Here is a 24,020-nt window from a genome sequence, read left to right on the forward strand (position 1 = left end):
TAATATCTCCTCAGCTTCGGCGGCTGATGACCGGCCCCTTGGCCGAGCCGAACTCGGCGATCACGGTCTCGCCGGCAATCGCGGTCTGGCCGAGCGAAACACGGGGTTCGGCACCCGCCGGCAGAAAGACATCGAGGCGCGAGCCGAAGCGGATGAGGCCGAAGCGTTCACCGGCATCGAGCGGCTCGTTCATGTTCGTCCAGCAGATGATCCGGCGGGCAACGAGGCCGGCGATCTGAACGACGCCGATTGCGCCGTGCTTGCTCTCGATGACGAGGCCGTTGCGCTCGTTGTCCGTCGAAGCCTTGTCCAGCTCCGCATTCAGAAACTGGCCTTCCTTATAGGCGATCGTCGTCACCCGCCCGCGCATCGGTGCCCGGTTCACGTGGCAGTTGAAGACGTTCATGAAGACCGTGATGCGCAGCATCGGCTCGGTGCCGAGATTGAGTTCCTGCGGCGGAACGACCATCTGGACGGAGGACACGCGACCATCGGCGGGGCTGATGACCAGATCGTCGTCCTGCGGCGTCACACGCTCGGGATCGCGGAAGAAATAGGCGCACCAGAGGGTCAGGATCAGGCCCACCCAGAAAAGCGGATCCCAGATCCAGCCGAGCACCAGCGATGCAACGAAGAAGGCGGCGACGAAAGGATAGCCTTCCTTGTGCACGGGCACGATCGTCTTGCGGATGGTTTCGAACAGATCCATGGGGTCCTCGGTCTTTTATTGTGTCGCCCGTGACTACTCTGAAAGCCGCAGATGGGCAATGCCGCCGGTCAAATCAAGGCGCGCTAAAGCACATGTGACCATCCACACCTGGCCCAAAAAAAGATCAACTGCTCATGAGCCTGGCGAGACTTTGTAAATAACTGCACCCTAAAAAAGGGGTGTTGGATTTAAGCAGGATCCGGAATGCGGTGCCGTCGTCGGAGCCGTCCGGGCAAGGGATGACTGTTGCAGCTCGCCAGGCAAATTGAACCGGATACGGATACGGTAACGCTCGCCACGATATCCTGGCATTCCTCTCGTGGACTGCCGCCGCCGGCCTTCATCGCGTCCCTCTCTCCGTCTCGGATCACCGCTGCAGAGGCGCTGCAAAACTCGTCGCTTTGCTTCCTTGATTGCGCTGACAAGGCCGCAATCGCCCAGGTTGTCCGGCTGCTCGAGATCTGCGGAAATGGCATTTATCTTGTCGCGGTGACGGGGGCAGTCACCGCCGAATTTCAGGCTGAACTCTTCGACGCCGGGGTCGACGATCTCCTGATGGACGATGGCTCGGCCCAGCTGCTGCGCTGCCTCTTGCGCGCCAAGCGTCACCTTACCCTGCTGCAGGCACACCAGAAGACACTCGACGCATTGCAGGACAAGCTCGATGCCTGGCAGGACGGCTTGGACCATCTGCCGACGCCGATCTACCTGAAAGATGTCGGCGGACGCTATCTCGGCTGCAACACGGCGTTCAGCCATTTTGTCGGCACCGAACGTGACCGCGTCATAGGCCAGACCCTCGCTGATTTTCTGCCGCTGGATGTTGCCGAGGCGCATCGGGAATCGGACCTCGAAGTGATGCGCAGAGGCGGCGTCATCAGGGTCGAGACCGATGTCTGCGTGCCAGACACGGGCGTGCGCCATGTGATGCTGCACAAGGCCTGTGTCGCCTCGCCGGAAGGCGGCCTTCGCGGCATTGCCGGCGTGCTGATCGACATCACCGAACGCAAGGAACTGGAAGCGCGCCTGACCGCAGCTGCCGAACGCGATCCGCTGACCAATGCTTATAACCGTCGCAAGTTCTTCCAGGTGGCGGGTTCGGCAATCGAGACGGCGAAAGAAGGTGAGCAGAGCTTTGCCGTGGCCGTCATCGACATCGACCACTTCAAGTCGATCAATGACGAACTGGGGCATGGCGAGGGAGATCTCACCCTCTGTTCGATCGTCGATACCCTCAGAGCGCACGAGGCGGAGGGCGTCCTGGTCGCGCGTGCCGGAGGCGAAGAGTTCTTTGCCTTCTTCTCCGGCGAGAATGCAGCCCAGGCGGAGGACATTCTGGAGCGGATGCGGACCGACATCGCCCGCTACTGTGCGGTTGCGGCCGGCATGGGCACCGCCGGCACCATCAGCATCGGCCTAGCCAATTTCGATCCGCTGCAGGAGACGATCGACCACGCGCTTCGTCGGGCCGATCTCGCCCTCTACCGGGCAAAGCGCGACGGCCGCAATCGGCTATGCCGGGCGGATTGACCGCCCGGTGTCATTGAGCGCCACCGTCAGACGGCTGGCGGGCGCCGGACCACGACGCCGAGTTCGTCGCTTTCGCGCACCTGCCGCAGCATTTCTTCGGCCTGAGTCGCCTCCCGCTGACGGTTCCACATTGAGGCATAAAGGCCGTCCTGGGCCAGAAGCTCGCTGTGGCTGCCGCGTTCGGCGATCTCGCCGCCCTTCAGCACGATGATTTCGTCAGCGCCAACCACCGTGGACAGACGGTGGGCGATGACCAGCGTCGTGCGGTTCTTTGAGACGATGTCGAGGGCGGACTGGATCTCGTGCTCGGTGGTCGTGTCGAGCGCCGAGGTCGCCTCGTCGAGGATCAGGATCGGCGGCGCCTTGAGCACCGTACGGGCGATCGCCACGCGCTGCTTTTCACCGCCCGAGAGCTTCAGCCCGCGCTCCCCGACCTTGGTGTCGAAACCATCCGGCAGATCCTTGATGAAATGCGAGATCTGCGCGACCTCCGCAGCCTGTTCGATCTCGGCGTCAGACGCGCCGGGTCGACCGTAGCGGATGTTGTAGGCGATCGTGTCGTTGAACAGCACAGTGTCCTGCGGCACCATGCCGATCGCGGCTCTGAGCGACTTCTGGGTCACATCCCGCACGTCCTGGCCGTCAATGGTGATCGAGCCCTTCTGGACGTCGTAGAAGCGATAGAGCAGGCGGGATATGGTCGATTTGCCGGCGCCCGAGGGACCGACGACGGCCACAGTCTTGCCGGCGGGGACCTCGAACGACACGCCTTTCAGGATCGGCCGGTCCGGATCATAGTGGAAATGCACGTCCTTGAAGGCGATGGCCCCTTGAGCGATGAGGAGCGGCGTCGCCTCGGGACCGTCGACCACTTCGGCCTGGACTTCGAGAAGATCGAACATCTGCTCGATATCGGTGAGACCCTGACGGATTTCGCGGTAGACGAAGCCGATGAAGTTGAGTGGGATCGACAGCTGCATCAGCATGGCGTTGACGAAGACGAAGTCGCCGATCGTCTGTTCGCCGCGCTGCACGGCAAGTGCGGACATCACCATGATGATCGCAGTGCCGACACCAAAGATCAGGCCCTGGCCGAAGTTCAGCCATCCGAGCGAGGTCCAGACCTGGGTCGCGGACTTCTCATACTTCGCCATCGAGGCATCGAAGCGCTTGGCCTCCATCTCCTCGTTGCCGAAATACTTGACCGTCTCGAAGTTGAGAAGCGAGTCGATCGCCTTGGTGTTCGCGTCTGTGTCGCTGTCGTTCATCGCGCGGCGGATGCCGATGCGCCAGTCCGACGCGCGGATCGTGAACCAGATATAGGCCCAGACGGTGAAGGCGGTGACGCCGAGATAGGAGAAGCCGTAGGTCCACCAGAAGATCGCGGCCGTCAGGATGAATTCAATGAGCGTCGGGATCGAGTTGAGGATCGTGAAGCGGACGATCGTCTCGATGCCCTTGGTGCCGCGTTCGATGATGCGCGACAGGCCCCCGGTCTTGCGTTCCAGATGGAAGCGCAGCGACAGCTGGTGCATGTGCACGAAGGTCCTGTAGGCGAGCTGGCGCACCGCATGCTGGCCGACGCTGGCGAACAGCGCGTCACGAAGCTGGTTGAGGCCGACCTGCAGGATGCGGGTGAGATTGTAGAAGATGACGAGCGCCACGGCGCCCAGAAGGAAGGTCGGCAGCAGACCCGCCATGTCGATCCGGCCGTCGAGCGCATCGGTTGCCCATTTGAAGAAATAGGGAACGAGGATCAGGACGAATTTCGAGATGATCAGGAAGACGGTCGCCCAGACGACGCGCATCTTGAGATCAAATCGGTCGGCCGGCCACATATAGGGCCAGAGGTTCACGAGCGTCTGCATCGGGTTGCCGTCGTCGGCCGATACCGTCTTCTTCTTCGCCTCTGCCATCCCCGACCCTCTCGCTGCATGCAGATTAAAAAGCGGCGATCCCTTTTGAGGATCGCCGCTCTCATTCACTTAGGTTTTCGCTCGTGCGAATACAATAACGGAACTGTGAAAGCTCAGTTCACCGCCTCGCCACGCAGGCGCTTTCGATGAATTTCTTCCGCATTGGGAAGCGCGTCGCGCGGCACCGTGAAGATCTGGCCGGGTTCGATCAGGTCCGGATTGTTGATCTGGTTCTCGTTGGCGAGATAGATCGTGGTGTAGCGGACACCCTGACCATAAACGCGCCGCGAAATCTGCCAGAGTGTATCGCCGCGGCGGATGATGACGCTGCTGTCGCTCTGTTCGAGCGGCGCCTGCTGGATTGTCTTCGGTTCACCGGATGCAGCAGCAGTCGTCGGGGATGCTGCGGCCACATTGGTTTCGGACTGAGCCGGTGCCTGCGCTGACGGAGCGGGTGCCGGATCGTTGAGGAGGTCACGGATCAGCGCGACGAGCTGCGGCAGGGTGGCGCCCAAAGCATCCACATTGCCGTTCGGTACAGACTGCAGGAGCGCAAGCGCCTCGCGAGCCTTGGCGCCATGGCTGTTGAAGGCGGCGGCAAGGTCTGGTTCGACATTGGGGCCCGGACGGAAGCCGATGATCGACTGCAATCCGATTTCCGTGGCCGAACGCGCCGCTGCCGCCTGCTCCAGGGCGGGCTTCTGACCGTTGGCGAACAGATTTTCCAGGATCGTCATCGCCTTGGTCAAGGAGATCCGCAGCCGCTCGAACTCAATCTGTTCGGGGGTGGTCGGCGATGACGCAGCACCCGCTCCCGTCTGGGCGACGACGGAGACCTGCTCGCCGGCGGGGCGCTCGAACGGAACCGAGGCGCGGACGATCACCTTGCCGGTGGAATCCAGGAGTTCCACCTCGATGATGTGGTTACCGACCTCGAGTTTCATTTCGCCTTCGATGACGAAGTTGCCGTTTCCGTCGCTCGCCGCTTCGCCGATGGTAGCTTTGTTAGCAAAGCCACGCACCCGCGCTCCGGCCGGCGCCTTGCCGGCGACGAAGATGCGGTCGCCTTCGATCTCGACCGCAGTGACCTGCACTTCAGTGGCGCCGGGAAGGGCAGCCGGTTCTTCGGCCACGGGTTCATTCGCGGGGGCCGCCGCCGTTTCGCTCATGCCCGGCATCGCAGGCGCTGAGCCGGCAAGTTCGCTGGCGGCAGCGGGAAGTTCCGGCAGGGCAACGCCGCCGGCCGGTGCAGCGGCCGGCTGGCTTGCCGATGCGGGAGCATTCTCGGAACCGGGAAGGGTGATCAGACGGCTCGCCTCGCCAGGCTTCGAGACCATGGCCAAGAGCTCACCCTTGCCACCTTCGGGCACGGAAATCGTCGCAACCTCTTCCGAGGTGACGACCTTGCCGTCGGGTGCCGTGGCGCGGATCTGCAGCGCGTGATCGCCGGGCGGCAGCGGCTGATCGAGCACGGCGGCAAAATCGCCCGTGCCGTCGACCGTCTGCGAGGAAATGACCTGGTCTCCATTCAGGATCTCGACGGTCGCGCCCGGCACGGCGTTGCCGGCGATGACCGTGGAGCCATTCGGCTCGACGCGAAGCACGTCGAAGCGGGGCGCAATCTCCGCCGTTGCCTCGGTGGCGGGCGCGGGCTGGGTGACCGGCTTGCCGAGCAGCGCATCCTTGATCGAGGCGATGAGGCCTGCGGCCTTTGCCGGATCGGCCGGCAGCTGCTGAACCATTTCCAGAGCCCGTGCTGCATCGGCCTGTACTGTCTTGATGCCGTTCATGACCGTCGCATCGAGGTCGTCGGGAATCTCGATCGATGAAAGTGCCTGAAGGGCGCCCTGGGCGAGTGTCTTGGCGGCGGTATAGGCTTCGATGCCCGGCGTGCGGCCATCGGCAAACAGCGCCGAGATGCTGTCGACGGCCTTCACGGCCTCTTCTTTCAGGCGATCCATCTTCTGGCTGGCTGCGCTTGCGACGTCTTGCACGGCGCCTTCGGCCGTCGCCTGGGCCTGATCGGCTGCAGACTTCGCCGCATCCGCGGCAGCATTCACGGTCGGCAGATCGCTCACCGGCGGATTGAGCCGTGGCATGATGACGAACACCATCAGCAGGCTGACGATGGCAAGGACGATCAGGACCACCCAGAGGGCACGGTTCTTCATTTCTCAAGTCTCCCGGCGGATGAGCCGCCATTCCCTTGGAATTGCTAGCGTCAACCCGATGAATCGACAAGCGGCGATGGATCAATCCACCCTGCCGGACAAGGGTTTTCAGCCAATTTTGTTGACCTGCAGCGGCGTAGCCTGTTTTTTGCCCCGCATGAGCGAACAGAAAACCCCGATTCGATCCGTCTGCGTCTATTGCGGCTCCCAGCCCGGACGCGATCCCGCCTTCATGGAAGCCGGCCGAAATTTCGGTCGCGCCCTGGCAGAAAACAACCTTCGCCTGGTCTATGGCGGCGGTACCAAGGGCATCATGGGGGCGGTCGCCTCGGGCGTGCTTTCGGCTGGCGGTCATGTCACCGGCATCATACCCGAGTTTCTCGTCGACATGGAAGCGACGCGCCATTCGCTCGGCCAGCTGAACGAATTGATCATCACCAAGGACATGCACGAGCGCAAGCACGCGATGTTTGAGCGCTCTGACGCTTTCGTGACACTTCCGGGCGGCATCGGCACGCTCGAGGAGATCGTCGAGATCATGACCTGGGGTCAGCTCGGCCGTCACACCAAGCCGATGGTCTTTGCGAATGTGAATGATTTCTGGAAGCCGATGCTCGAGCTGATCGACCATATGTCGGTTTCGGGCTTTATCCACACCGCCCATCTCGTGCGGCCGCTGGTCATTGACCGAATCGAGGACATTGTGCCCGCCATCGAGGCCCGCTGGGCCGAGGCCGGATCGCCCGAAGGCGACCCGGAGACGATTTCCAAGCTTTGAGTTCAGCGCTGCCGAAGCATCGGCAGCGTATAGATCACCAATGCCGACCAGATAAGCGGGAAGGCAACGGCTTTCGCCACGCTGAAGGGTTCGTTGAAGACGAAGACGGCGGTGATGAAGATCATCGACGGCGCGATGTATTGCATGATGCCGATCGTCGATAGGCGCAAGAGCTTGGCGCCGTTCGCATAAAGGATCAGCGGCACTGCCGTCACCAGTCCTGCCGAGGCAAGCAGGATCGTATCGGTCATGTTGCCCATCAGGAAATGCCCGCCGCCCTGCAGGTTCAAATAGACAAGATAGCCGAGCGCGATGGGCGAAAGCAGCAGCACTTCCAAGAGGAAGCCCTGGTTCGGCCCGATCGGCAATGTCTTGCGGAAAAAGGCGTAGAAGCCCCAGGAGAAGGTCAGCGCCAGCGCCACCACCGGCAGGCGGCCCGCCTCGACGGTCAGGATGACGACAGCGATCACGACCAGCGAGAGGGCCGCAATCTGCGTCTTCTTCAGCTTCTCCTTGAGAATGACAGCACCGAGCAGGATCGAAAACAAAGGATTGATGAAGTAGCCGAGCGCCGTGTCCAGCGCGTGTCCAGTCCCTATCGCCCAGACATAGATGCCCCAGTTGACGCTGATCAGCGTCGCGGTCACGGCGGCCATGCCGAGCATGCGCGGATTGCGCATCGCCTTCTTCAACTCATCGGTGCGCTTGAGGATGATCAAGAGCAGGCCGGCAACCGGGATCGACCAGAGGATGCGGTGAGCGATCACCTCCGCCGGCGAGATATGCGCGAGCGCCTTCATGTAGAGTGGCAGGAAGCCCCACAAAAGATAGGCGGAGAGCGCAAAGAGAAAGCCGTTCAGGCTGTCCCGGTTCTCGGCGGGAGCGGTGACGTCGGCCATGGTGTTTCCTGACTTTTGTTATGCTTGGAAACGGGATTACGCCTGCAAGGTTGCAGGCGCCAATTCATTTCTGTGAAGCATCGTTCAGGCAGACCGATCGTTTGGACGCCTCCGATCTCACTCCGCCGCGATCTTGCCTGCCAGTTCGCGGTTCTTCATCAGCTTGTAGACGATACTGTCCATCAGCGCCTGGAAGGAGGCGTCGATGATGTTCTCGGACACGCCGACCGTCCACCAGCGGGCGCCGGAGGCATCGGTGGACTCGATTAACACGCGGGTGATGGCCTCGGTGCCGCCGTTCAGGATACGGACCTTGTAGTCCGCCAGTTCGAGATCGAGGATTTCCGTCTGGTATTTGCCGAGATCCTTGCGGAGCGCAATGTCGAGGGCGTTGACCGGACCATCGCCTTCCGCAACCGACATCACCATTTCGCCGTCGACCAGCACCTTTACGACGGCTTCCGACACGGTCTTCAGCTTGCCATGGCTGTCGAAACGGCGCTCAACCATGACGCGGAAGCTCTCGACCGCAAAGAAATTGGGCACGGTCCCGAGCGTCTTGAGCGCCAGCAATTCGAAACTCGCATCCGCGCCTTCATAGGCGTAACCCGAGGCCTCGCGCTCTTTGACGATAGAAATCAGCGTGTCGAGCTTCGGATCGTCCTTGGCAACCGTGATGCCGCGACGCTTCAGTTCATTAAGGAAATTTGCCTTGCCGCCTTGATCCGACACCATGACTTTGCGGAAATTGCCGACACTTTCCGGCTCGACATGCTCATAGGTTTTCGGATCCTTGAGCAGCGCAGAGGCATGGATGCCGGCTTTGGTGGCAAAGGCAGAACCGCCGACATAAGGCGACTGGTGATTGGGCGAACGGTTGAGCAGCTCATCGAAGGCGCGCGACAGACGCGTAAGGCCGACAAGCTTCTCCCGGTCGATCGAGGTCTCGAAGCGCGAGGAATACGTCTCCTTCAGACAGAGCGTCGGGATGATCGTGACGAGATCGGCATTGCCGCAGCGTTCGCCGATGCCGTTGAGCGTCCCCTGGATCTGCCGCACGCCCGCTTCGACCGCCGCGAGCGAATTGGCGACGGCCTGTCCGGTGTCGTTATGCGCGTGGATGCCGAGCGAGGAACCGGGGATGCCGGTGGCAATCACAGCCTGGACGATCTCCCGGATTTCTGGCGGCTGCGTGCCGCCATTGGTGTCGCAAAGCACCACCCAGCGTGCGCCAGCGTCGTAAGCCTCTTTTGCGCAGGCAAGGGCATAGTCCGGATTGGCCTTGTAGCCATCGAAGAAGTGTTCGCAGTCGACCATGGAAAGCTTGCCCGCGTCGACCACGGCCTTGACGCTGTCACGGATACTTTCGAGGTTCTCCTCGTTGGTGCAACCGAGCGCGACCTTCACATGATAGTCCCAGCTCTTCGCCACCAGGCAGACGGCATCCGCCTTCGACTGGATGAGCTGGCTGAGGCCCGGATCGTTGGAGGCGGAGATGCCGGCGCGTTTGGTCATGCCGAAGGCGACGAAGCCGGCCTTCTGCGTGCGCTTGCGTGAAAAGAAGGCCGTATCCGTCGGGTTCGCGCCCGGATAGCCGCCTTCGATGAAGTCGATACCGAACTCGTCCAGCATGGCGGCGATCGCGATCTTGTCCTCGACCGAAAAATCGATCCCCGGCGTCTGCTGGCCGTCGCGCAGGGTCGTGTCGAACAGGGTGATCTTTTCGCGTGTCATGCTGGTGTCCTTGGGCAAATGCGTCATATCAGCCCCTCATCCTCGGCGCAAAGAGTTGCGCCTGAGCTGCCGCCACCTTCTCCCCGCAGGCGGGGAGAAGGGCGATGCTGCACCGCTTGCGCCCCTCTCCCCGCTTGCGGGGAGAGGGTAGGGTGAGGGGCAATCTTTACTTCAATTCTTCCCCGCAAACCGATCCGTCGCCCGGATCAGCTGGTCGAGTATACCAGGCTCGAGATAGGCGTGGCCCGCCCCCTCGATCAGGTGGAAATCCGCTTTCGGCCAGGCCTTGTGCAAAGCCCAAGCATACTTCGCCGGGCAGGGCATGTCGTAGCGGCCATGGATGATCACGCCCGGGATATCCTTGAGCTTATAGGCATCCCGCAAGAGCTGGCCTTCCTCCAGCCAGCCGGCATGGACGAAGAAGTGGTTTTCGATGCGGGCGAAGGCGAGCGCGAAGTCGGGTTCATAGAAGCGTCCCGTGTAATCCGGGTTCGGCAGGAGCGTGATCGTCTCGCCCTCCCAGGAGCTCCAGGCAACGGCGCAGCGCAGCTGTTCCTCGCGGTCGGTGCCGGTCAGCCGGCGGCGATAGGCGGCCATCATCTCGTGACGTTCATTTTCCGGAATGGGTGCGCAAAACCGTTCCCACTTGTCGGGAAACATCTCGGAGACGCCGAACTGGTAGTACCAGTCGAGCTCGGCCTTGGTCAGAGTATAGATGCCGCGCAGGACCAGTTCGGAGACGCGCTCCGGATGGGTTTCGGCATAGGCGAGCGCCAAGGTCGAGCCCCAGGAACCGCCGAAGACGAGCCAGGTCTCGACGCCCATGAGGGCGCGCAGCCGCTCGATATCGGCGACGAGGTGCCAGGTGGTGTTGGCGTCGATCGAGGCATGCGGTGTGGACTTGCCGCAGCCGCGCTGGTCGAACATCAGCACGTCGTAGAGGGCGGGATCGAAGAGCCGGCGGTTGCCGGGACCTGTGGCGCCACCGGGACCGCCATGCAGGAAGACGGCCGGCTTGGCCCCCCTGGTGCCGAAACGCTCCCAATAGATCTGGTGCCCGTCACCGACATCGAGCATGCCGGTCTCGAAGGGTTCGATTTCAGGGTAAACGCCACGCAATTCAGTCGTCATGTCATGTCCTCTTCGGTGGCCAGGCCACCGTATCGTGATCGGGATGCTGCCTAGATGTGGCGGCGATCCCGGCATTGCCCGCCGGAAGGTCCGAACGGTCGGTTTCGTTCTGCGGAAGATTGAAGAGCTTGTCGAAATAGGAAACGCGACTTTCGACGCCGTCTTGCGAAATGGGCTCGGCGAGCTCTGGCTTATCGAGGCTGCCGATCGTGATGCTGATATAGGGCGAGCCCTTGGTGCGGAAGAACAGCGGCGTGCCGCAGTCCTTGCAGAAGCCGCGCCCGCACGGGTCAGACGACTGGAACCAGCTTGGCTCGCCGCGCATCAGGAGGAAATCCTCCTGCCGCGAGCCGGCCAGCGCCATGAACAGATTGCCGCTGGCCTTCTGGCACATACGGCAGTGACAGATATGCGGGTAACCGAGCTCGCCTGATATCTTGTAGCGGATTGCGCCGCACTGGCAGCCACCGGAATGTACCTGTCGGGTCATTGATCATCCTCCGGCGGCCACTGGGCCGTGTCGTGGTCGGGGTGCTGGAAGCTCTCGATCGAGGCGAAGAATGCCTCGTATTCGGGGCTCGTATAGACAGGCGTCTCGAACAGCTGATCGATCCACGGCAGGCGCTGGTGATGGTTGACCTGGATCTGCGGCTCGAAACGCTCCGGATGGTCGAAGGCGCCGATCGCAAGTTCGACGCCCCCGGGATGCTGATAGGTGAGCGGTGTGCCGCACTTGCCGCAGAACCCGCGCTTCACCTTGGCGGACGAGCGGTAGAGCATCGGCTGCCCGCGCGTCCAGGTCAGATGCGCCTGATCGGCGGTGACGAAGGCGCCGAAGAACGAGCCGAACTGCTTCTGGCACATACGGCAATGGCAGATCGACGGCCGCCCAAGCTTCGACGCCTGGAACCGCACTGCGCCGCACTGGCAGCCTCCGCTATGGATCTCGCTCATCTGCTCTTCCTCATCGCATGGTCACATAAAGCACGACGCCGAGAGTGATCAGAGCAACGATCACGCCCTTGGCGATAAGGCCATAGAGCAGCCATTTCGGCATCTTGGTATTGGGGTTTGGCTGGGTCATGGGTTGGATCTGACCCAGTTTTCTACCTTGAGGCCTGATACTCGGCCGAATTCTCGGACGTTGGCCGTCACCAGGGTCACGTCCAGAGATCTTGCATGCGCGGCGATGAAGAGATCCGTCGAACCGATCGGCGTTCCATTCCGTTCAAGGTCGAGGCGAATCTCGGCAAAATGGGAAGCTTCCTTGTCTTCGTAGGGCAGGATCGAAACCCGATCGAGAAGGTTTTCGACCAGGAACGTCAGGCGCTCGGAGTTGCGTTTCAGAATGCCGAAACGCAGTTCGGACGCAACGATCGAACTGATCGCCACCTGCGCGTCTCCGACGCTCTCGATCATCGTGGCGGCGGATCCATGCGGGTTGCGGATCACGTCCGAAACAATATTCGTGTCGAGCATGTAGCGAGGCGTATTCACAGCTCGACGTCCCGCGTTGGCGGTTCACGAAGGTCGAAGTCGAAGTCCTCTTCGATTGGCTCCTGGCGGCGCAGCCATTCGATCATGCTTTCCTTCTTTGCCTGGACGGGTTCTAGGGTGATCTTGTCACCCTCCTTGCGCATGATCGCCTCGTCACCGGGGAAGTCGAACTCCACGGGAATGCGAACGGCGCGGTTGCGACCGTTCTTGAAAATCCGGACATGTCTTTCCAGTTCCATTCGCATCTCCTGAGTTGGCATATGCCAAGCATATGCCAACGGTTTCCCACAAGCAACTACCGCTTGACCTCCCAGGTCGTTACCCGCTCGCCTGTCTCCTTGTCCTTGCCGTCCTTGAGCTGGATCCCCTTGGCGGCAAGGTCGTCCCGGATCTTGTCAGCTTCGGCAAAATTCTTCGACTTCAGCATTTCGAGCCGCATGTCGACGAGTGCTTGGACTGCAGCGGAGAGGTCGTCGCTGACTTCGGAACGCTTCTCGACCGCAAAGCCAAGTAGTCCCGCAGATCCAACTAGCAAAGCTTGTAAATCTCGGATTTCAGCTTCGAGTGAGATGCCATCGTTGTTTCTTTGCTCATGGCGCAAAGCATTAACTCGGCTAGCCAGATTGGATATGAACTGCAGAGCTTTGGGAGACATCAGATCATTGGCGAGTGCCCCCAGCACTTCGCCATCGATCTTCTGTGCCGAGGGCTGTGCTCCCTCAGCAGCCGTCCTCCATTTTTCGATAATGTTGGACGCCTCGACGAGCTTGTTCACCGAAAAATCGATCGGCTCGCGGTAATGCGTCATCAGCATGGCGAGCCTCAGCACTTCGCCCGGCCACTTCCGCCCGCCGAATTTCTCCGTCGCCAGCAACTCGTTGATCGTGACGAAATTACCCTCCGACTTCGACATCTTCCGGCCTTCGACCTGCAGGAAGCCGTTGTGCATCCACACGGTCGCCATCAGGTCGTTGTCGAAGGCGCAGCAGGACTGGGCGATCTCGTTTTCGTGGTGCGGGAAGATCAGGTCGAGCCCGCCGCCATGGATGTCGAACTGGTGCGGCTTGGCCTTCGCCTTGGGGGACAGGCGATCCTTGATCTCTTCCCAGAGATAGCGGTCGGACATGGCAGAGCATTCGATATGCCAGCCGGGACGCCCATAGATCGGCGTGGTGATCTTCTCGAAGGTGAAGCTCGCCGGCCAGCCTGGCTCTGTGTCAGCGGACTGCTTCCACAGCACGAAATCGGCTGGGTTCATCTTGTGGCTTTCGACCGCGACGCGCGCGCCTGCCTGCTGGTCTTCCAGCTTGCGCTTCGACAGCATGCCGTAATCGGCCATCGAGGCGGTCGAAAACAGCACTTCATGGCCTTCCGAACCGCTGGCGACATAGGCATGGCCCATGTCGAGCAGCCGCTGGATGATGGTGATCATCTGCGGAATGTTGTCGGTGGCGCGTGGCTCGACGGTGGGCTTCAGGCAGCCGAGCGAGGCCACGTCCTCGTGGAACTGGCTTTCCGTCTTGCCGGTAACAGCCCGGATCGCCTCGTTGAGGCTCATCGAACCATCGGCGATCTGCTTGCCGAAATCGCGCAAGGCGCGTGCGTTGATCTTGTCGTCGACGTCGGTGATGTTGCGAATGTAAGTGACCTTGTCGGCGCCATAGGTGTGGCGCAGCAGCCGGTAGAGCACGTCGAAGACGATCACGGGGCGCGCATTGCCGATATGGGCGAAGTCGTAGACCGTCGGGCCGCAGACATACATGCGCACATTGTCGGGGTCGATCGGTTCGAAATCGACCTTCTCGCGTGTGAGCGTGTTGTAAAGCTTGAGGCCGCCGGCCATGTGAAACTCCCAGAATGATGTACCCGGCTGGACCGGGTCGTTTGTCATCTGGGGCTATGCAGGAGACGAAAACGGCCAGGCCAGCGAATGCGCTAGCGAATAATGATCCCGCAAATGGTGCAGAAGCTCGTTTTCATGCTGGGTGTTATGGCGCGGGTCGTGATTTTGGTCAAGGGCGCTTGCGGAGTCCCGAAAAGGGGCATGTTGCGGCCCGTCGCTGTGGATACCTGCTCCTCGGCTTAAGTCTTTTTCAAGATTACTCCCCAATTCTAGCGTGGTATTCCCCCGCCCTCGGAGATGATCTTCGGCATGGACCACAGCCTGCATCTGCCAACAGTGATGATCGTCCATGCGTTGATTACGCTAATATCGACGATCGTGACGATCTACATGTGGCTGCGAAACCGAGACAGCCAGATCCTGCCCCTGCTGGTCGCGGCGGGGCTCGCTGGCTGCACGGCCATGTTTCTGCATTCGGCGCGCAGTTCGCTGCCGCTGTTCTTGTCGTCGGGCGTCGGTCTCGGGCTCGGCGTCTTTGCCGTCGGACTCTACTGGCAGGCGGTCGTGGTGTTCGAAGGCGGCAAAGCTTCCCTAACCAAGGCCTCGATCGGGCTGATTGTCTGGACGGCGCTCTGGCTGATGCCGGTCGTCTATCAATCGGTAGAGCTGAGAACCACGATTCTTGGCCTCCTGATTGCTGGCTACTGCTTCCTTACGGCGGAAGATATCTTGCGCAAGGCAAAGCGAGAACCGTTGCCGTCCAGGTCGATTGCTGCCGTGGCAAACCTCATTCGAGGCGCGGTTTGGCTGGCGCCGGTGCCGCTGTCGCTCTTTGTCGGGCCGGCCTACGCGGCCGATGGCACGACGGCACCCTGGTTTGCCTATATCGTGCTGGCCAACTCCATGATGATCGTGCTGACGCTCGTCGCTCTGCTGATGCTGGCGAAGGAGCGCGACGAACTCCGTTATCGACTGGCCTCGGAACGGGATCCGCTGACCAATCTCGCCAACCGGCGCACCTTTGTCACGGAAGCCAAGGCCGCTCTCAGCCAGGAGGGTGGGACGAGCCTGCTGCTGCTCGACATCGATCATTTCAAGACCGTCAATGATAGCCATGGCCATGCTACAGGTGACCAGGTGCTGATCGCCTTTTCGCGCGCCATCGAACAGCGCATGCCCAAGGGCTGCCTCTTTGCCCGGCTGGGTGGAGAGGAATTTGCCTGTCTCTTGCCGCGCATTGGCGTGCAACAGGCGCTGGCGCTGGCCGAAGAATTACGCCTTACAGTCGCGGGCATGGCGATGTCGCCGCTCTCACCCCTGCAGGTGACTGTCAGCATCGGTGTTGCCGAAGCCAGTGCGAGCGGTGAAGATCTCGATATGCTGCTGGCCAGCGCCGATGCCGCCCTTTATCGGGCCAAGGCGGATGGACGAAACTGTGTTCGTCTCTGCGAACCCGCAGTCTTGTTGGACGACACGGCAGCAATGCTCGCTCTTGCCGTGGCTAAGCCGGGGCGCTCGGCTCCGCGCATCCGTCGGCGAGGCAAGTGATCAGGTAGCTGCGCGCACCGGGCGGACAAGGCCCAGAACCAGCGCGCATCCGACGATGATGACGCCGCCACCCAACAGCTGCATCACCGTCAGCGGTTCGTCGAGCACGAGAGCCCCGACCAGCACGGCAACGACTGTCACGACGAATTCGACGCTGATCGCGGCGGTCGCGCCGATGCTTTTGACCAGGCCGAAATAGAGCACATAGGTCAGCGCACTCATCAGGGCTGCCAGCGCCACGAGATAGAGGTAGTCGATCGCTAAAGGTGTTCCGGGAACCGGCACGAACCACAGAAGCGGCAGCGTCAGGATACCGCCGGCGATGAAGGAGCCGATGGTCACCTCCCAGGGGCCGGTACCGGATAGGTGGCGGCTCGCATAGTTGCTGCCAAAGGCGGCCGAGAAGGTCGAACCGACCATGGCCGCACAGCCGAGCAGGAAGGTTGCGGTGACGGGTACCGCGGGGAAGCCGACCAGCATGATGATGCCAATCGTTCCGAGTGCAAGGCCGAGCACCCGCGTCGGCGTGATCCGCTCCAGCCCCCAGAATTGCGCGATGACCATCGAGAACAGGGGGATGGACGCAACGAAGATCGCGGCCATGGCCGTGCCGATCAGCGGGGTCGCGTAGGAGAGGCCCACAAGCTGCCCGGCCACAGTGGTTGCGCCGACGACCGCGAAAGGCAGCCAGCCCGCACCGAAGTCAAGCCGGCGTCGCATGGCCCTTGCAATCACGTAGAGCAGGGCACCGGCAATGAAACAGCGGAAGGTTACCGCTCCGATCCAGCCAAAGGCGTCGACGACATGCAGGAGCAGCAGGAACGACAGTCCCCAGGCCAGAGACAGATAGGCATAAGCGGCGAAATCTCTGGGCGACATGGGTGATCCTGCTACTGGTCGGCCGCCGGTTGGGTGGAGTGCGGGTGCTTACTCCGGCATGCGGTAGTCGACCATCTTGCCTTCGCGAACGATGAAGAGCTTGCCGGTTTCCGTCTGGTCCGGGCCGACGAGTGGCAGGAGCTTGGCGGCAACTTCGGACGGATGCGGCAGCGTCGCGGGGTCTTCACCCGGCATCGCCTGCGCGCGCATTGCGGTGCGGGTAGCACCGGGATCAACGGAGAGCACGCGCAGAGGCAGCCGCTGCGTTTCGCCCGCCCATGTCCGCGCCAGCGCCTCGACGGCTGCCTTGGAGGCGGAGTAGGGGCCCCAGAAGGGTCGGCACTTGTGAGCAGCGCCCGAAGACAGGATCAGCGCTCGGCCCTGGTCGGACTTGACGAGAAGCGGCTCGAGCGAGCGGATCAGCCTCCATGTGGCGGTGACGTTGATCGTCATCACCTTGTCGAAGACCTTCGCCTCGACATGGCCGATTGGCGAGATGACACCGAGCACGCCGGCATTGAGGACGGCGATGTCGAGCTTGCCCCAGCGCTCGAAGATGTGGCCGCCGAGCTGGTCGATCGCGGCCATGTCCGAGAGGTCGAAGGGCACCAGCGTTGCCGTGCCGCCGACCGCCTTGATGGCGTCATCAAGCTCTTCCAGGCCGCCGACAGTGCGGGCACAGGCAATCACGTGGGCGCCGGCCTTGGCCAGTTCGATCGCGGTGAAATAGCCGATGCCGCGCGAGGCACCCGTGACGAGCGCAAGCCGTCCCTTGAGGTCGATGGTCATGGTCTGTCCTGTATCCCTAGAGCATGTCCGGCTTAAGCCGGATCGCATGCTCTATCTCCTTGTATTAACGCAGTCCGGACGCAAAACCGCTGGCGCACTTTTGCTGGACCTGCTCTGGAGCTCAGCCGTTGGCGGCGAGCATGCTTTCCTTGCGGCCCGGCTTCTCGCTTTCCTTGTCGAGGAGGCGGGTCGGATAGTCGCCGGTGAAATAGTGGTCGGTGAATTGCGGATTGGCCGGATCGCGCGGAGCGCCGCCGACCGCTGTATAGAGGCCGTCGATCGATAGGAATGCGAGGGAATCCGCGCCGATATACTTCGCCATCGCCTCGTCGCCGGCATACTGGTTGGCCAGCAGCTTGTCCCGATCCGGCGTATCGATGCCGTAAAAGTCAGGATGGAAGATCATCGGCGAGGCGACGCGGATATGCACTTCTTTGGCGCCGGCATCGCGGATCATCTGCACGATCTTCAGCGAGGTCGTGCCGCGCACGATGGAATCATCCACCAGCACGACGCGCTTGCCCTCGATCATCGCCCGGTTGGCCGAATGCTTGAGCTTGACGCCGAAAGCGCGGATCTGCTGCGTCGGTTCGATGAAGGTACGGCCGACATAATGGTTGCGGATGATGCCGTATTCGAAGGGAATGCCGCTCTGCTGCGCGTAGCCCAGGGCAGCCGGCGTTCCACCATCCGGTACTGGCACCACGACATCGGCTTCAACAGGTGCTTCCTTGGCAAGGTTCATGCCGGCATTTTTGCGGGTGGTGTAGACGTTGCGGCCGGCAACGACCGAGTCCGGGCGGGCAAAATAGACATATTCGAACAGGCAGACCCGTTCAGGCAGGGGACGGGCCGGCATGCGGGATTCGATTGTCACGGTGCCATCGGCCTGCGTCTCGCAGATCACGACTTCGCCGTTCTTCACGTCACGGACGAACTTGGCGCCGATGATGTCGAGCGCACAGGTCTCCGAACAGAAGATCGGCTTGCCGTCGAGTTCGCCCATGACCAGCGGGCGGATGCCGATCGGATCGCGGGCGGCAATCAGCTTGGTGCGGGTGAGCGCGATCATCGCATAGCCGCCTTCCATCTGGCGGATCGCATCAATGAAGCGGTCGGTGGTCGAGGCATGGCGCGAGCGGGCGATCAGATGCAGCACCACTTCGGTATCCGAGGTCGACTGGCAGATCGCGCCGGTGGCGATGATCTGGCGGCGCAGCGTCAGACCGTTGGTGAAGTTGCCGTTATGGGCGATCGCGATGCCGCCTTCTTCGAGCTCGGCAAAGAGTGGCTGGACGTTGCGGAGCGCAACTTCCCCTGTGGTCGAGTAGCGCGTGTGGCCGATCGCCTGCGGGCCGGGCAGTTTCGCGAGGGTCGCCGGATTGGTGTAGTGGTCGCCGACGAGGCCCATATGCTTTTCGGTGTAGAACTGGCGCCCGTCGAAGGAGACGATGCCGGCTGCCTCCTGGCCGCGATGCTGGAGCGCGTGCAGACCGAGCGCGGTCAGGGTTGCAGCATCTGGATGACCGAGAATGCCGAACACGCCGCATTCCTCGTGGAACTTGTCGTCCTGGCTGCCATAGACGACGTAAGAAGGGCTGATCTGCTTCATGGCGAGGGCCTTTGCTCCGGGGACAGACGCGGGGATGCTGCGCTTTGAACAGGGAAGCCGCCGGTCTGTCCCGATCCGGCGGCATCTGTGTCTTGTCTCATGTCGCGCGGCCGAAGCCGCGAGAGGATCAGTTGTTCTGGGCCGGAGCCTGTTCGGGCGCCTGCTCGGCGGGAGCCGTTTCGCCAGCAGCGCCGGCTTCCGGTTCGTCGCGGCCGAGGATGCGCTCGCGGATCTGCGGCTCGATGTCTTCCGGCAGGACTGCCTCGAGTTTCTGCACGAGCGAATCGAGGAAAGGCTTGGACTTGGAGTTGTTGACCCAGTCCGGTCGCTGCGGCTCGTTGATCAACCAGTTCCAGAAGGCCACCGCAACGACGAGCAACAGCAGGCCGCGGGCTGCGCCGAAGAGGAAGCCCAGCGTGCGGTCGAGTGCGCCGATGCGACTGTCGATGATGAAGTCGGCAATGCGCGAGGTAATGAACGAAATGATGATCAGCGCGATCAGGAAGATGATGCCGGCAGAGCCTGCCATCGCGATCCGCGGATCATCGGTATAGCTCATCACATAGGGAACGAGCAGGGGATAGAGGTAATAGGCAGCGGCGACCGAACCCGCCCAGCTCGCGATGGACAGCACTTCACGCGAGAAGCCGCGTACCATCGCCAGCACCGCTGAAAACAGAACGACGCCGATGACGATACCGTCGAAAATTGTGATGGGCATAAATACCAACTCCAAGGCTGCCGGAAAAGACCGGCATTGATGTCACCGCGATTCCGCCGGAACGCGTGAAACCACGCGTCGGACCGGATCAACCGTCCTCCTGATCCGTGGGGGCTTTCAGCCGGGAACCGGCGATCCGCGCCACGAGATCGGGAAGGCTGTCCACTTCCCTCCATTTGCCAGCCGAACCCTTTGGAAGGTCCGGGGAGGCAGCCGGCAAGACCGCAGCGGAGAAACCGAGCTTTTCCGCCTCTTTCAGCCTTTGGGCCGTGTGGGCCACCGGCCTCACCGCCCCCGACAGGCTGACTTCGCCGAAATAGACGCAATCGGCCGGAAGGGCAATACCGGCCAGCGACGAAACCAGTGCCGAAGCAATTGCCATGTCGGCTGCCGGTTCACTGATCCGGTAGCCGCCGGCAACGTTCAGATAGACGTCGTGCTGACCGAGCCTGATCCCGCAATGCGCCTCCAATACCGCCAAAATCATGGCGAGGCGGGACGAATCCCAACCGACGACCGCGCGACGCGGCGTGCCGAGCGATGTGGCGGCCACCAGTGCCTGCACCTCGACCAGCACGGGCCGCGTGCCTTCCATGCCGGCAAAGACGGCAGCACCTGGGGCTTTCTCGTTGCGTTCGCCGAGGAAGAGCTCGGAGGGATTGGCGACTTCGCGCAGACCCTTGTCCGACATTTCGAAGACCCCGATCTCGTCGGTCGGTCCGAAGCGGTTTTTGACCGTGCGTAGGATGCGATAGTGATGGCCGCGATCGCCTTCGAAATAGAGGACGGCATCGACCATGTGCTCCACGACGCGGGGACCGGCGATCTGGCCCTCCTTCGTGACATGCCCGACCAGCACCATGGTCGCACCGGTCTGCTTGGCAAAGCGGATCATCGCCTGGACGCCGGTGCGCACCTGGGTCACGGTCCCCGGCGCACTGTCGGCGGTGTCGCTCCACAGCGTCTGGATCGAATCGATGATCACGAGATCCGGCCGCTTGCCTTCCGAGATGGTGGCGAGGATGTCCTCGACATTGGTTTCGGCGGCGAGCAGCACATCTGTATCGGCAGCACCCAGTCGCTGGGCGCGCAGCCTAACCTGCGCGACAGCCTCTTCGCCCGAGACATAGATCACCCGATGACCACGCCGCGCCAGCGCCGCAGCCGCCTGCATCAGTAGCGTCGATTTGCCGATGCCGGGATCACCGCCGATCAGCACCGCCGAACCGCGTACAAAACCGCCACCGGTGGCGCGATCGAGTTCGCCCATGCCGGTTGGAATGCGTGGCGCTTCCTCGATCTCGCCGGACAGCGAGGTGAGAGTGACGGGACGGCCCTTCTTTGGCGCCTTGCCAGGGCCCGACCCGATCCCGCCCATCGGATCTTCCTCGACGATGGTGTTCCACTCGCCGCATCCATCGCATTTGCCCGCCCAGCGGGAATGCACCGTGCCGCAGTTCTGGCAGATGAATTGAGTCTTAGCTTTGGCCATGAATTACAGGTCGCTTTCGGGGAAATCGTCTGGGGAGATGTTCTGACGGCCGTGCTTCACACGAAGGACGGTTATCGTCTCGTCGGACACACGAATGAAGAACCGGCGCTCCTTGAACGTGAAGGCACGAATATCGTCACGCAAATGGTCCGTCTTTGTCCCGGTAAGACCGAGTTGCGCCAATGCTTCGATCTTCTGGTAGAGTCCAGTGACGAATGCATCCGCCAAGGCAGGATCGAATTGGGCTATGTAGGAATAAATCGAACGGAGATCGTCTCTGGCGGTGGTGGTCCACTTCACCTTACGGCTGGTGGGCATCGATCAGACCGCGTTTGATGTCCGCGAGCAGATCCTCCGCGTTCTCGTAGGTGTGAACTCGACCGGCCTCGACATCATCAAGCCCCTCCTGAATAAACTGACGAAGTTCGGCATCGTCCCGTTCACGCAGCAGTTCCAGACCGGCAGCAACCACCGCATCGACTGTCTCATAGACGCCGGAACTAAGTTGCTCCGCCACGAACTCCGCGTCTCTGGCGCTCAATTGAATGCGCTGCATCGTCTGAACTCCATTCTGAACAAGACCGACAGGGCTGGAACAATAGCAGAACAAATCCCTCCGCGCCAGACCTCAGTCTTCTCCCTCCAGATAGATCCGCTCATAGCGCAGCCCGAGCCCGGTAAGCATTTCGTAGCCGATCGTGCCGGCAGCGCGGGCGACGTCATCGAGAGGCATGGAGGGGCCGAGGAGTTCGATATAGTCGCCGCTGCGCACGGCATTTTCGGACAGATCGGTGACGTCGAAGATGGTGAGGTCCATCGTCACCCGCCCAACGACAGGAACGCGTTTGTCACCAATCACGCCCTCGGCGCCGGGGAAACCAGTGTCGCGCAGGGCAATCCCCGAGCCGGACAGATTGCGCAGATAACCATCCGCATAACCGACGCTGGCGACCGCAAGTCGGCTGTCGCGGGACAGCAGATGGGTCGCACCGTAGGAGACGCTTTCGCCGGCCTTGGCGTCGCGGATCTGCAGAATGCGCGCCTCGGCCTTGACGACCGGCTGCATCGGGTTTCTGGCGCCGTTCACTGCCTCGCCGCCGTAAAGCGCGATGCCGGGCCGGGTGAGGTCGAAGTGGTAATCCGAGCCGAGGAAGATGCCGGCCGAGGCCGATAGACTGGAATCAACACCTTCGAAAGCCTCACTAACCTCTTGGAATTTCTCGAGCTGCCTCCGGTTCATCGGCGAGGTTGGATCGTCGCCACAGGCGAGATGGCTCATCACGAGAACCGGGTCGAGGCTTGCCGGACGCGAGACGTCGTCGACAAGCGCCATCGCATCGGCCATCGGTAGTCCCAGCCGGTTGAAACCGGTATCGACATGAAGGGCGCAAGGGTAGGGGCCGCGCTCGGTGAGCACGGCCATCCAGAAGGCGAGCTGCTCCTCGGACGCGATGACCGGGACCAGGTCGTTCTCGAAGAAGATTTCTTCCTGACCGGGCCAGATACCCGAGAGCACGAAGATGCGGGCTTCAGGGGCATAGGGGCGCAATGTCGCCCCTTCGGCCGGCACGGCGACGAAGAAATCGCGGGCGCCCGCCCTGTAGAGCGTTTGCCCCACATCCTCGATCCCGAGGCCATAGGCATCCGCCTTGACGACGGCCGCCGCCCGCGCCCTGCCCGATCGCCGCGCCATCTCGCGCCAGTTGTCGGCAATGGCCGAGAGGTCAGTGGTCAGGCGCAGCGGTGCCGAAAGAAACTCCTCCGGCGCATCGAGGATGGTGAAACGGTCTGTCATGAAGGCTTCGGGTCGGTTGATCGGACGGCCGACCCTAGCACTTTTCTTCAAGACGAAAATGCGGAGGCCCGATATTATGCTGCTATGCACAGTGTTTCGCAGCAGGAGGCCGCCGAGGCCAATCCGGTCTCACGCAAGGAGCGAACCCGCTTCTGGCGGGACGGGCGCTTCCGCGACATGGAGTGCCTCACCGCCTCCTTCATCACCCATGAATTCTCGCCCCATTCGCACGACACCTTCTCGATCGGTGCGATCGAAGTCGGCTGCCAAGTGGCAAACATCCGTGGCACGCGCGAACATACGGGCCCTGGCGCTCTCTACCTCATCAATCCCGGTGAGATCCATGACGGTCAGCCGGGCGCGCCGGATGGTTATCGCTACCGTATGATCTATCCCGAGGTGGCACTGCTGACCGACATCATTGAGGACGTGACCGGCCGCGCCTTCCACGGCATGCCGAGCTTCGGGCGACAGCTCCTGACGGATCCGGAACTCGCCAAGGCCTTCAACCTCGCCCATCGCCGGATCGAAAGCGGTGAGGTTGCGGCCCTCGAAGGTGAAGAGAGCATGTATTGTGTTCTCGCAACGATGTTCGCCCACCATGGCCACGAGATCATCCGTGCGCCCGATCACAACGAGCCGCTCGCCATGCGCCGCGTCCGCGATCATATCGCTGCCCACTTCGATGAGGAGATCGGCCTCGAGACGTTGGCGAAAGTGGCAAACCTCAGCCGTGCCCACATGATCCGCGCCTTCCGCAAGCAGTATTTCATCACCCCACATGCCTTCCAGACCGATATGCGGATCCGCCACGCGCGTCATCTGCTCCGATCAGGCGCCACCCCATCGGACACCGCTGCTGCCTGCGGTTTTGCCGACCAGGCGCATATGACCCGGCAGTTCAAGGCGCGCACGGGCCTCACCCCTGCTGTCTTTCGTGCCGGCTGATCACTTTCCTTCAAGACCCTGGACGACT

At 61.9% G+C, this 24,020-nt stretch carries 23 protein-coding genes; 4 read left to right on the forward strand and 19 right to left on the reverse strand.

Going from position 1 to position 24,020, the window contains the following annotated elements:
• Positions 1-10 precede the first annotated feature (10 nt).
• The gene (locus ACQKP1_RS07000; protein ID WP_006727399.1) at positions 11-709 is read right to left on the reverse strand and encodes a phosphatidylserine decarboxylase; all 699 of its coding nucleotides are present in this window, start codon (positions 707-709) and stop codon (positions 11-13) included.
• A gap of 246 nt (positions 710-955) precedes the next feature.
• Between ACQKP1_RS07000 and ACQKP1_RS07005 the strand changes: the two genes are divergently transcribed.
• Positions 956-2,239 (forward strand): GGDEF domain-containing protein, encoded by a 1,284-nt coding sequence (locus tag ACQKP1_RS07005; protein ID WP_427274720.1) that lies wholly within the window; start codon positions 956-958, stop codon positions 2,237-2,239.
• A gap of 26 nt (positions 2,240-2,265) precedes the next feature.
• Here ACQKP1_RS07005 and ACQKP1_RS07010 read toward each other — a convergent pair whose 3' ends face one another.
• Positions 2,266-4,155 (reverse strand): ABCB family ABC transporter ATP-binding protein/permease, encoded by a 1,890-nt coding sequence (locus ACQKP1_RS07010; protein WP_427274721.1) that lies wholly within the window; start codon positions 4,153-4,155, stop codon positions 2,266-2,268.
• Positions 4,156-4,268: 113 nt separating this feature from the next.
• On the reverse strand, positions 4,269-6,326 hold the full coding sequence (locus tag ACQKP1_RS07015; protein WP_427274722.1) for a LysM peptidoglycan-binding domain-containing protein: 2,058 nt from the start codon (positions 6,324-6,326) through the stop codon (positions 4,269-4,271).
• Between the two features lie 157 nt (positions 6,327-6,483).
• Between ACQKP1_RS07015 and ACQKP1_RS07020 the strand changes: the two genes are divergently transcribed.
• Entirely contained in the window at positions 6,484-7,104 is a 621-nt protein-coding gene (locus ACQKP1_RS07020; protein ID WP_006727403.1) for a TIGR00730 family Rossman fold protein, read from the forward strand.
• Positions 7,105-7,106: 2 nt separating this feature from the next.
• Here ACQKP1_RS07020 and rarD read toward each other — a convergent pair whose 3' ends face one another.
• From rarD to cysS, 8 genes are all read right to left on the reverse strand, one after another.
• Complete coding sequence (gene rarD, locus ACQKP1_RS07025; RefSeq protein ID WP_203014411.1) at positions 7,107-8,003, reverse strand: EamA family transporter RarD; 897 nt, start codon at positions 8,001-8,003, stop codon at positions 7,107-7,109.
• 117 nt (positions 8,004-8,120) lie between these two features.
• Positions 8,121-9,737 (reverse strand): citramalate synthase, encoded by a 1,617-nt coding sequence (gene cimA / locus ACQKP1_RS07030; RefSeq protein WP_427274723.1) that lies wholly within the window; start codon positions 9,735-9,737, stop codon positions 8,121-8,123.
• Positions 9,738-9,908: 171 nt separating this feature from the next.
• Positions 9,909-10,868: a prolyl aminopeptidase gene (gene pip / locus ACQKP1_RS07035; protein WP_427274724.1), complete on the reverse strand. Its 960-nt coding sequence runs from the start codon at positions 10,866-10,868 to the stop codon at positions 9,909-9,911.
• Between the two features lies 1 nt (position 10,869).
• Positions 10,870-11,358 carry a GFA family protein gene (locus tag ACQKP1_RS07040; RefSeq protein ID WP_427274725.1) on the reverse strand — a complete coding sequence of 163 codons (489 nt, stop codon included), beginning with the start codon at positions 11,356-11,358 and terminating at the stop codon, positions 10,870-10,872.
• Positions 11,355-11,822: a GFA family protein gene (locus tag ACQKP1_RS07045; protein ID WP_427274726.1), complete on the reverse strand. Its 468-nt coding sequence runs from the start codon at positions 11,820-11,822 to the stop codon at positions 11,355-11,357. The genes ACQKP1_RS07040 and ACQKP1_RS07045 overlap by 4 nt, the downstream gene beginning before the upstream one ends.
• Before the next feature lie 126 nt (positions 11,823-11,948).
• Positions 11,949-12,347, reverse strand: coding sequence for a type II toxin-antitoxin system VapC family toxin (locus ACQKP1_RS07050; RefSeq protein ID WP_153763569.1), 399 nt, complete (start codon positions 12,345-12,347; stop codon positions 11,949-11,951).
• A gap of 14 nt (positions 12,348-12,361) precedes the next feature.
• Positions 12,362-12,604, reverse strand: coding sequence for an antitoxin (locus tag ACQKP1_RS07055; RefSeq protein ID WP_054150488.1), 243 nt, complete (start codon positions 12,602-12,604; stop codon positions 12,362-12,364).
• Between the two features lie 56 nt (positions 12,605-12,660).
• Positions 12,661-14,208 carry a cysteine--tRNA ligase gene (cysS, locus tag ACQKP1_RS07060; RefSeq protein ID WP_427274727.1) on the reverse strand — a complete coding sequence of 516 codons (1,548 nt, stop codon included), beginning with the start codon at positions 14,206-14,208 and terminating at the stop codon, positions 12,661-12,663.
• A gap of 309 nt (positions 14,209-14,517) precedes the next feature.
• Between cysS and ACQKP1_RS07065 the strand changes: the two genes are divergently transcribed.
• A complete protein-coding gene (locus tag ACQKP1_RS07065; RefSeq protein ID WP_427274728.1) occupies positions 14,518-15,756 on the forward strand; it encodes a diguanylate cyclase domain-containing protein in 1,239 nt (412 codons plus the stop codon).
• Here ACQKP1_RS07065 and ACQKP1_RS07070 read toward each other — a convergent pair whose 3' ends face one another.
• The 8 genes from ACQKP1_RS07070 to alr all read right to left on the reverse strand — a co-directional run bounded on the left by ACQKP1_RS07070 (position 15,757) and on the right by alr (position 23,044).
• Positions 15,757-16,635 carry a DMT family transporter gene (locus tag ACQKP1_RS07070; protein WP_427274729.1) on the reverse strand — a complete coding sequence of 293 codons (879 nt, stop codon included), beginning with the start codon at positions 16,633-16,635 and terminating at the stop codon, positions 15,757-15,759.
• A 48-nt stretch (positions 16,636-16,683) separates the two neighbouring features.
• Positions 16,684-17,424 carry an SDR family NAD(P)-dependent oxidoreductase gene (locus tag ACQKP1_RS07075; RefSeq protein WP_427274730.1) on the reverse strand — a complete coding sequence of 247 codons (741 nt, stop codon included), beginning with the start codon at positions 17,422-17,424 and terminating at the stop codon, positions 16,684-16,686.
• A 121-nt stretch (positions 17,425-17,545) separates the two neighbouring features.
• Positions 17,546-19,036 carry an amidophosphoribosyltransferase gene (gene purF / locus ACQKP1_RS07080; protein WP_427274731.1) on the reverse strand — a complete coding sequence of 497 codons (1,491 nt, stop codon included), beginning with the start codon at positions 19,034-19,036 and terminating at the stop codon, positions 17,546-17,548.
• A gap of 127 nt (positions 19,037-19,163) precedes the next feature.
• Positions 19,164-19,757: a CvpA family protein gene (locus ACQKP1_RS07085; RefSeq protein ID WP_006727416.1), complete on the reverse strand. Its 594-nt coding sequence runs from the start codon at positions 19,755-19,757 to the stop codon at positions 19,164-19,166.
• An 88-nt stretch (positions 19,758-19,845) separates the two neighbouring features.
• Positions 19,846-21,249, reverse strand: a complete 1,404-nt coding sequence (gene radA, locus ACQKP1_RS07090; protein WP_006727418.1) for a DNA repair protein RadA — start codon at positions 21,247-21,249, stop codon at positions 19,846-19,848.
• Positions 21,250-21,252: 3 nt separating this feature from the next.
• The gene (locus tag ACQKP1_RS07095; protein WP_203014468.1) at positions 21,253-21,567 is read right to left on the reverse strand and encodes a type II toxin-antitoxin system RelE/ParE family toxin; all 315 of its coding nucleotides are present in this window, start codon (positions 21,565-21,567) and stop codon (positions 21,253-21,255) included.
• The gene (locus tag ACQKP1_RS07100; RefSeq protein WP_203014470.1) at positions 21,551-21,805 is read right to left on the reverse strand and encodes a ribbon-helix-helix domain-containing protein; all 255 of its coding nucleotides are present in this window, start codon (positions 21,803-21,805) and stop codon (positions 21,551-21,553) included. Before ACQKP1_RS07100 ends, ACQKP1_RS07095 begins: the two co-directional genes overlap by 17 nt.
• A 72-nt stretch (positions 21,806-21,877) precedes the next feature.
• Complete coding sequence (gene alr, locus ACQKP1_RS07105; protein ID WP_427274732.1) at positions 21,878-23,044, reverse strand: alanine racemase; 1,167 nt, start codon at positions 23,042-23,044, stop codon at positions 21,878-21,880.
• Positions 23,045-23,128: 84 nt separating this feature from the next.
• Here alr and ACQKP1_RS07110 point away from each other — a divergent pair, with 84 nt between their 5' ends.
• Positions 23,129-23,992 (forward strand): AraC family transcriptional regulator, encoded by an 864-nt coding sequence (locus tag ACQKP1_RS07110; protein WP_203014502.1) that lies wholly within the window; start codon positions 23,129-23,131, stop codon positions 23,990-23,992.
• The last annotated feature ends 28 nt before the right edge of the window (positions 23,993-24,020 follow it).

This window comes from Allorhizobium sp. NPDC080224 (genome assembly GCF_050281005.1).
Classification (GTDB): Bacteria; Pseudomonadota; Alphaproteobacteria; order Rhizobiales; family Rhizobiaceae; genus Allorhizobium.

Coding starts and splice junctions, on each gene's coding strand:
- ACQKP1_RS07000 (WP_006727399.1), bottom strand. CDS start 709: ATGGATCTGTTCGAAACCATCCGCAAGACGATCGTGCCCGTGCACAAG.
- ACQKP1_RS07010 (WP_427274721.1), bottom strand. CDS start 4,155: ATGGCAGAGGCGAAGAAGAAGACGGTATCGGCCGACGACGGCAACCCG.
- ACQKP1_RS07015 (WP_427274722.1), bottom strand. CDS start 6,326: ATGAAGAACCGTGCCCTCTGGGTGGTCCTGATCGTCCTTGCCATCGTC.
- ACQKP1_RS07020 (WP_006727403.1), top strand. CDS start 6,484: ATGAGCGAACAGAAAACCCCGATTCGATCCGTCTGCGTCTATTGCGGC.
- rarD (WP_203014411.1), bottom strand. CDS start 8,003: ATGGCCGACGTCACCGCTCCCGCCGAGAACCGGGACAGCCTGAACGGC.
- cimA (WP_427274723.1), bottom strand. CDS start 9,737: ATGACACGCGAAAAGATCACCCTGTTCGACACGACCCTGCGCGACGGC.
- pip (WP_427274724.1), bottom strand. CDS start 10,868: ATGACGACTGAATTGCGTGGCGTTTACCCTGAAATCGAACCCTTCGAG.
- ACQKP1_RS07040 (WP_427274725.1), bottom strand. CDS start 11,358: ATGACCCGACAGGTACATTCCGGTGGCTGCCAGTGCGGCGCAATCCGC.
- ACQKP1_RS07045 (WP_427274726.1), bottom strand. CDS start 11,822: ATGAGCGAGATCCATAGCGGAGGCTGCCAGTGCGGCGCAGTGCGGTTC.
- ACQKP1_RS07050 (WP_153763569.1), bottom strand. CDS start 12,347: ATGCTCGACACGAATATTGTTTCGGACGTGATCCGCAACCCGCATGGA.
- ACQKP1_RS07055 (WP_054150488.1), bottom strand. CDS start 12,604: ATGGAACTGGAAAGACATGTCCGGATTTTCAAGAACGGTCGCAACCGC.
- cysS (WP_427274727.1), bottom strand. CDS start 14,208: ATGGCCGGCGGCCTCAAGCTTTACAACACGCTCACACGCGAGAAGGTC.
- ACQKP1_RS07065 (WP_427274728.1), top strand. CDS start 14,518: ATGGACCACAGCCTGCATCTGCCAACAGTGATGATCGTCCATGCGTTG.
- ACQKP1_RS07070 (WP_427274729.1), bottom strand. CDS start 16,635: ATGTCGCCCAGAGATTTCGCCGCTTATGCCTATCTGTCTCTGGCCTGG.
- ACQKP1_RS07075 (WP_427274730.1), bottom strand. CDS start 17,424: ATGACCATCGACCTCAAGGGACGGCTTGCGCTCGTCACGGGTGCCTCG.
- purF (WP_427274731.1), bottom strand. CDS start 19,036: ATGAAGCAGATCAGCCCTTCTTACGTCGTCTATGGCAGCCAGGACGAC.
- ACQKP1_RS07085 (WP_006727416.1), bottom strand. CDS start 19,757: ATGCCCATCACAATTTTCGACGGTATCGTCATCGGCGTCGTTCTGTTT.
- radA (WP_006727418.1), bottom strand. CDS start 21,249: ATGGCCAAAGCTAAGACTCAATTCATCTGCCAGAACTGCGGCACGGTG.
- ACQKP1_RS07095 (WP_203014468.1), bottom strand. CDS start 21,567: ATGCCCACCAGCCGTAAGGTGAAGTGGACCACCACCGCCAGAGACGAT.
- ACQKP1_RS07100 (WP_203014470.1), bottom strand. CDS start 21,805: ATGCAGCGCATTCAATTGAGCGCCAGAGACGCGGAGTTCGTGGCGGAG.
- alr (WP_427274732.1), bottom strand. CDS start 23,044: ATGACAGACCGTTTCACCATCCTCGATGCGCCGGAGGAGTTTCTTTCG.
- ACQKP1_RS07110 (WP_203014502.1), top strand. CDS start 23,129: ATGCACAGTGTTTCGCAGCAGGAGGCCGCCGAGGCCAATCCGGTCTCA.